The organism is Prevotella pallens ATCC 700821, assembly GCF_000220255.1.
Lineage (GTDB): Bacteria > Bacteroidota > Bacteroidia > Bacteroidales > Bacteroidaceae > Prevotella > Prevotella pallens.
On the sequence record NZ_GL982513.1, the window covers coordinates 1,320,254 to 1,326,528 of the forward strand.

Annotated in this window: 6 protein-coding genes; 2 read left to right on the forward strand and 4 right to left on the reverse strand. The window is 31.6% G+C overall.

Features of this window, described 5'->3' with window-relative positions; translation table 11 throughout:
* Window positions 1–50 precede the first annotated feature (50 nt).
* The gene (locus tag HMPREF9144_RS05070; RefSeq protein WP_006044822.1) at window positions 51–1,469 is read left to right on the forward strand and encodes a sodium:solute symporter; all 1,419 of its coding nucleotides are present in this window, start codon (window positions 51–53) and stop codon (window positions 1,467–1,469) included.
* 54 nt (window positions 1,470–1,523) lie between these two features.
* Here HMPREF9144_RS05070 and HMPREF9144_RS05075 read toward each other — a convergent pair whose 3' ends face one another.
* The 3 genes from HMPREF9144_RS05075 to HMPREF9144_RS05085 all read right to left on the reverse strand — a co-directional run bounded on the left by HMPREF9144_RS05075 (window position 1,524) and on the right by HMPREF9144_RS05085 (window position 4,816).
* On the reverse strand, window positions 1,524–2,078 hold the full coding sequence (locus HMPREF9144_RS05075; protein ID WP_006044823.1) for a glutathione peroxidase: 555 nt from the start codon (window positions 2,076–2,078) through the stop codon (window positions 1,524–1,526).
* A 394-nt stretch (window positions 2,079–2,472) separates the two neighbouring features.
* Window positions 2,473–3,861 (reverse strand): tRNA uridine-5-carboxymethylaminomethyl(34) synthesis GTPase MnmE, encoded by a 1,389-nt coding sequence (mnmE, locus tag HMPREF9144_RS05080; protein ID WP_006044824.1) that lies wholly within the window; start codon window positions 3,859–3,861, stop codon window positions 2,473–2,475.
* 82 nt (window positions 3,862–3,943) lie between these two features.
* Entirely contained in the window at window positions 3,944–4,816 is an 873-nt protein-coding gene (locus HMPREF9144_RS05085; protein ID WP_006044825.1) for a nucleoside phosphorylase, read from the reverse strand.
* Window positions 4,817–5,316: 500 nt separating this feature from the next.
* Here HMPREF9144_RS05085 and HMPREF9144_RS05090 point away from each other — a divergent pair, with 500 nt between their 5' ends.
* Window positions 5,317–5,802, forward strand: coding sequence for a hypothetical protein (locus HMPREF9144_RS05090; protein ID WP_211307794.1), 486 nt, complete (start codon window positions 5,317–5,319; stop codon window positions 5,800–5,802).
* A gap of 77 nt (window positions 5,803–5,879) precedes the next feature.
* On the opposite strand, the gene HMPREF9144_RS05095 is transcribed toward HMPREF9144_RS05090, so the two are convergent.
* Complete coding sequence (locus HMPREF9144_RS05095; protein WP_006044828.1) at window positions 5,880–6,197, reverse strand: immunity protein Tsi6 family protein; 318 nt, start codon at window positions 6,195–6,197, stop codon at window positions 5,880–5,882.
* Window positions 6,198–6,275: the final 78 nt, after the last annotated feature.

Sequence of the window (6,275 nt, forward strand, 5' to 3'; positions counted from 1 at the left end):
AATTTATATATATAGACTAAAATCATAACTTTTTTCTTTTTTTTACTTATATGATTATTATAGGGACTATTTTTGTCTATTTCAGTTTACTCTTGCTTATAAGTAAACTAACAATTAAGAATAGTAATAACGAATTGTTCTTTAGAGCTGCTCAGCAGTCTCCTTGGTATTTTGTTGCATTTGGTATGATAGGTGCAAGTATCTCTGGAGTTACTTTTGTTAGTGTTCCAGGAATGGTGATAGAACAAAATATGAGCTATACTCAAACTTGCATAGGCTTTATTTTTGGTTATATATTGGTGGCTTTAGTTCTATTACCAATTTATTATCGCTTAAATTTAATAACAATATACTCATTTCTGAAAGAACGATTAGGAGAACGAAGTTACAAAATAGGTGCTTCCTTCTTTATATTGTCTAAGATGTCAGGAGCTGCTATAAAATTCTATGTTGTTTGTATGATACTACAACGGTTTGTTCTTGATAATTATAATGTTCCTTTTCCACTTACAGTTGTTGTGTTAGTATTATTAATTTGGCTCTATACACGAAAAGGTGGAATAAGGACACTCGTATTTACCGATTCTTTTCAAACATTGTGTATGTTTTTAACCTTGTTCTTCATTATATATAAGGTTATAGGAGCACTGGATATGAACTTTACAGAAGCCTTAAACGTAATTATAAATGATAGACATTCGCAAATGTTTGTTTGGGACGATTGGATTTCTACACAAAACTTCTGGAAACAATTCTTAAGTGGTGTGTTTATTGTTGTTGTTATGACTGGATTAGATCAGGATATGATGCAGAAGAATTTAACATGTAAGTCCTTAAAAGATGCACAAAAAGATATGTGCTCTTATGGATTTGCCTTTTTACCAACGAATATATTATTTATGGGATTGGGTATATTGCTTATAACATTCTTTCAACATAAAAATATTCCTTTGCCAACTTCTCCCGATGAATTAATGTTATACCCTATTGCTAATGGAATTTTAGGCAGTGGAGTAGAAGTTTTATTTACAATAGGTGTAGTTGCAGCATGCTTCTCAAGTGCCGATTCGGCATTAACTTCACTTACAACCAGCGTTTGTGTTGATATTTGTGAACAACCCCAAAACGAACAATTACGTAAATATGTGCATATAGGAATTTCAATAGTATTTATTTTATTTATTCTGATATTTAAAGTTTTAAATTCTACCAGTCTAATTAATGCAGTTTATATCTTGTGTTCTTATACTTATGGTCCAATTCTTGGATTATTTGCGTATGCTTTATTAATTCAACGCCATATTAATGATAACTTAGTACCATATATTGCTATAGCAAGTCCATTGTTTTGCTTCTTGTTAGATAATGTAGCTTTATGGTTGTGGAATTATAAGTTTGGATATGAATTATTAATGCTCAATGGCTTGTTTACTTTTGTAGGTTTAGTGTTGATAAGAAACAAAAAATAGGAAGAATACTCTAATAAGGAGTTTTCTTCCTATCTTTTATTTTGTGCATAAAATTTATTCTGCGAGTAATTTCTCTATTTCTTTATTGATATTTTCAATTTTTTCGGTAGGCTCAAAACGAGCAACTACTTGTCCTTTCTTATTTATTAAGAATTTTGTAAAATTCCACTTAATGTCTGGATTCTCTTTGTAGTTAGGATCTGCTTCAGATAGCATTTTGTCAAGTATCGGAGTAAGTTTGTGTCCCTCGTCCCAACCTGCAAAACCTTTCTGTTGTTTCAAGAATTTGTAAAGTGGGTCTGCATCTTCACCATTTACTTTTATCTTTTTAAAACGTGGAAATTCCGTTCCGTATGTAAGTTTACAAAATTCGTGGATACTTTCATCTGTACCAGGAGCTTGTTGTCCAAATTGGTTGCATGGAAAGTCAAGAACTTCAAAACCTTGTGAATGATATTTTTTATAAGTAGCTTCAAGTTCTTCGTATGTTGGTGTGAATCCACACTTTGTAGCTGTATTAACAATTAACAAAACCTCATTAGCAAATGCTTTTAAAGAAATGTCATTACCTTTTCTGTCTTTTACAGTAAAATCATAAACAGTTTTCATCTTTTTTCTTTTTTAGAATATCTTATAATGTTTGCAAATTTACAAAATAAATTTTAAAAGTATGATTGTATGGTCATTAAAAAAACTTATATCTGTAAATTGTGTATGGAATTATCATAAATGTTAGAAATAAACAATTCGTAGAACAACTATATCAATCAAGAATTATATAGATGAATTTTCTAATGAAACTTTTTGTTACTTTACACCCATACACGCAAATGTTTAGACTCGTTTTAACCCAACAAAGGCAATAAAGTTCCTATTATATAGTGGATAATACTATTAGAGAGTTACAAGTATCATACACACTTTTATCATATAAATTGAATTTCAGAAAATAGAAATCAACTACAAATGAAATGTATGCGAAAGGCGAATAGTTATATTATTTTTATTTTCCGATACAGAAGTGTCTAAATATATTGTGTAATGTTTCTTGCGATGTTATTTGGTCGCCTGTAATCTCTGCAAGTATCGAGATAGTTTCTTTCAAATCTTCAGATATTAGGTCGCCACTAAGATTCATATTTAAAGCTTCTTTTACTCGTTGTAATGATATGTGCGCACGAGTAAGTGCATCATAATGTCGGGCATTCATTACAATTGTTGTATTTTCAGAGATTTCAGGTAAATCGGCAACCTTATATATTAATTTCTCAAGCCGATCAATACCTAAGTTATACTTGCCCGATATTTCAATTTCACAATAATAGAAGTCTCCCCAATGTTTTTCCTTTATTATAGTTTCTGTTAGGTTGTCTACCTTATTATGTACAAGAATTAAATGTTTATCAATACATTGAGTAAATATCTCCTCTTCTTCACCATTAGTAGGAAGTTTGTCTACAACCCACAATACAATTTGTGCCTTTTTAAGTGTGGCGTATGTTCGTTCTATTCCTAATTGTTCTACTTGGTCGGTTGTTTTACGTATTCCTGCGGTATCAATAAAATGGAAATCTACACCATTGATAGCAATAGTATCTTCTATTATATCGCGAGTAGTTCCATGAATATCGCTTACAATAGCACGATTGTCGTGAAGTAAACAGTTAAGTAAAGTAGATTTTCCTACATTCGTCTTACCAATAATAGCAACTGGAATACCTGTTTTAAGAGCTTGTCCTACTTTAAACGAATGTGCGAGTTTTACAACTTTGTTGTCTATTTCCTCAGCAAGTGTTATTAATTCTGTTCTATCAGCAAATTCTAATTCTTCATGGTCCGAGAAATCGAGTTCTAATTCCAATAATGAGTTTATTTTAAGTAGTTGCTGACGCAATACAGAAAGTTCTGATGAGAAATGTCCTTTAAGTTGTGATAAAGCTAACTTATACGAAGCCTTATTAGTAGATGCAATAAGGTCTGCCACAGCTTCAGTTTGCGATAAATCCATCTTCCCATTTAAATAAGCTCGTTGGGTATATTCTCCTGGTTTTGCTTGTCGGCAATTGCATTCTATAAGTCTATGAAGCACTTCTTCCATTATATATGCAGAACCATGACACGATATTTCTACAGAATTTTCACCTGTATATGAATGAGGTGCTCGCCAAATAGACACAACAACTTCATCAATGGTTTCTTGTATTTCGTTTAGTATTTCGCCATAATGTAAAGAATTGGCTGGAGCATCTAATATTCTTCGTGAGAATATGGAATCAACTATTCGGATAGCATCGTTTCCCGAAACCCTGATTATTCCTATTGCACCTCCTGGTCGTGTTGCTACTGCACAAATAGTATCATTAGAGTTTAGCGGATTATTATATACTTGCATTATATAATTAAAAGTAGAAGTTATGTAAATATACTATATTGTCTATAAACCCTTACGTTGTTTCGTTTATGAAGTATCAAGATTATATTCTTTCAAGTACCTTCTTTATTAAACCATCTATTGTATTTTTATAGCCAGAGTTAGCTTCTTTCTGTCGGCGATTGGCAATTACCATACAACATGTTAAAGCTTTATGTCCCAAATGTTGCGCAAGACCAGCTAATGCACTACTTTCCATCTCAAAGTTTGTTATTCTATCTCCATTATATTCAAACTTTACTATTTTCTCGTTTAATTGTGGATCTGCCAATGGTATGCGTAATCGTCTTCCTTGTGGTCCAAAAAAACCTCCACAAGATATGGTAATACCACGCACCATATCATCTTGTGCAATCTGTTCTAACAATTTCATATCGGCATCAGCCACGTATGGATTTCCTAATTGTGGATTCCAATTTACTTGCTTTTTAAATTCATTCTCGAACGTAATATCTAACTCTTCACGTTTTGCATAATAATTAAGCAATCCATCAAAACCTATGCTTTTCTTTGATGCAATGAATGTTCCTATTGGAGTATTTTTTTGGAGTCCACCACAAGTACCGATACGAACCAAGGTTAGTTGTCGTAAATTTGTTTTTTCTTTTCTTGTTTCAAAATCTATATTAGCTAATGCATCTAGTTCGTTAAGGACAATATCTATATTGTCGCATCCTATACCTGTACTTACAATGGTTATTCGTTTATTTTTGAAATTACCCGTTATGGTTCTGAATTCTCTATTGTTCACTTCACATTCTACGCCATCAAAATGTGATGCTACTAAGGCAACTCTTCCAGGATCGCCCACTAGAATAACTTTGTCTGCCAGCTCATGTGGTTTTAAATGAAGGTGGAAAATACTTCCATCTTCGTTAATAATCAACTCTGATGGGGCAAAATAATTCTCTTCCATAATTTATAAGATTTAGTAAATGCTTTTTATTGTGTCCTACAAAGTTACATCTTTTTATAAAGAAAGACAACTTAATGCTTATTTTTTTCTTATCTTGCTTGTTTTGAACAAGTAAATTTGTTTAATGTGAGCAAATATACATAATTCTGTCCTTAATAACTTCCTTTTATCGCCAATGCTGAAAAGGTATTAAAATGATAAGAATTTTATAATATCTGTACTTAAATGTGGAAAGACACTATTAAGCACAGATGAATATTTGTTTGTAAACTTATTTTAACGACATGTTAAGCTAAATAGAAAGTCTTATTATTTCTTGTTCGTCTAAATTTATCTTTCCATATTTGCTATCAGAATTTATTGTATATAAACCGAAGTTTAGAAAATGAAAATATATTGTATAACGAGTTATGTGGAAAATATGGTTTCGCACTTCTTCGCCCAAGTAATGAACAATACATAAAAGAAGTTGATGTTTTAGACGTTTTGTGGGACGACTGGTGCAGCGTGGAAATAAAATCGGTGATTTTGTGTTTTGTGGTGCTATAAATGTTTGTAAAACATCAGTATTTGAACTATTAAAAGAAAATTTTAAAGAACTGAAAGGTATAGATTTGCGCTACAATAAAACGCAGAAAGAACCAAAAGCAAGAAATATCAAACGTTTAAAATGGTTGCCAAAAGAAGAGATTCCCCTAACTGCTTTTTATAGTCTGATAAGTTTCGATAGCCTTCCTCAAAATGCAGTAGAAAGAGACGAAAGAGGTATCGTTAATTTAAGCGAAATTGCTGAGATAAGGGGAGGAATAGTTATTCCAAGAGAACAAGGAAATGAACTGTTTTTCAGTTCCAATTTAGTTAGCAGCTACGATTTCTTTTCTCTTAAAAACTCTGCTTTTCTTTTGTGTACCGAAAGGGTGAAAGACTTTTGCGAGAATAACAATTTTAAAAATGTCGTTTTCTTAGAAATGGGAAATATTGTGTAGGTTACTACTGCCTGAACTTAGGCAGTTGTATTATATTTTTTTACGTTCGGCAATTGTGTTTTCTTGATAGTGTATAGTTATTCTTCAGGCATTTTATTATAATCGAAAGTACCTCCGTAGCTATCTATTAGTTTCTGAGCGTATTCATCAGCATTCTCATCAAAATTTTTCACGGCAATCATTCCCAAAGAATATCTTTTATATAATTCGAATCTGGAGAAAACTTTATTTTCTTCTATAATGTTTTGCTTTATATCGACCAGCTGATTATAAATTGATGCGTATATTGCCACCTTTGGAGACATTTCCATTAAGTTTTTTGTCTCCTCAATAGCCAAATTTACTATTTCTCTGTAGTATTTTTTTGTTCTTTTTTTATGTAGACGAATGTACATATTCTTTCCTCAAATAACGTTGTTTCTATGATAACGTAGAACCTCCCGCAAGATTATAATAACAAAATAATATATAAT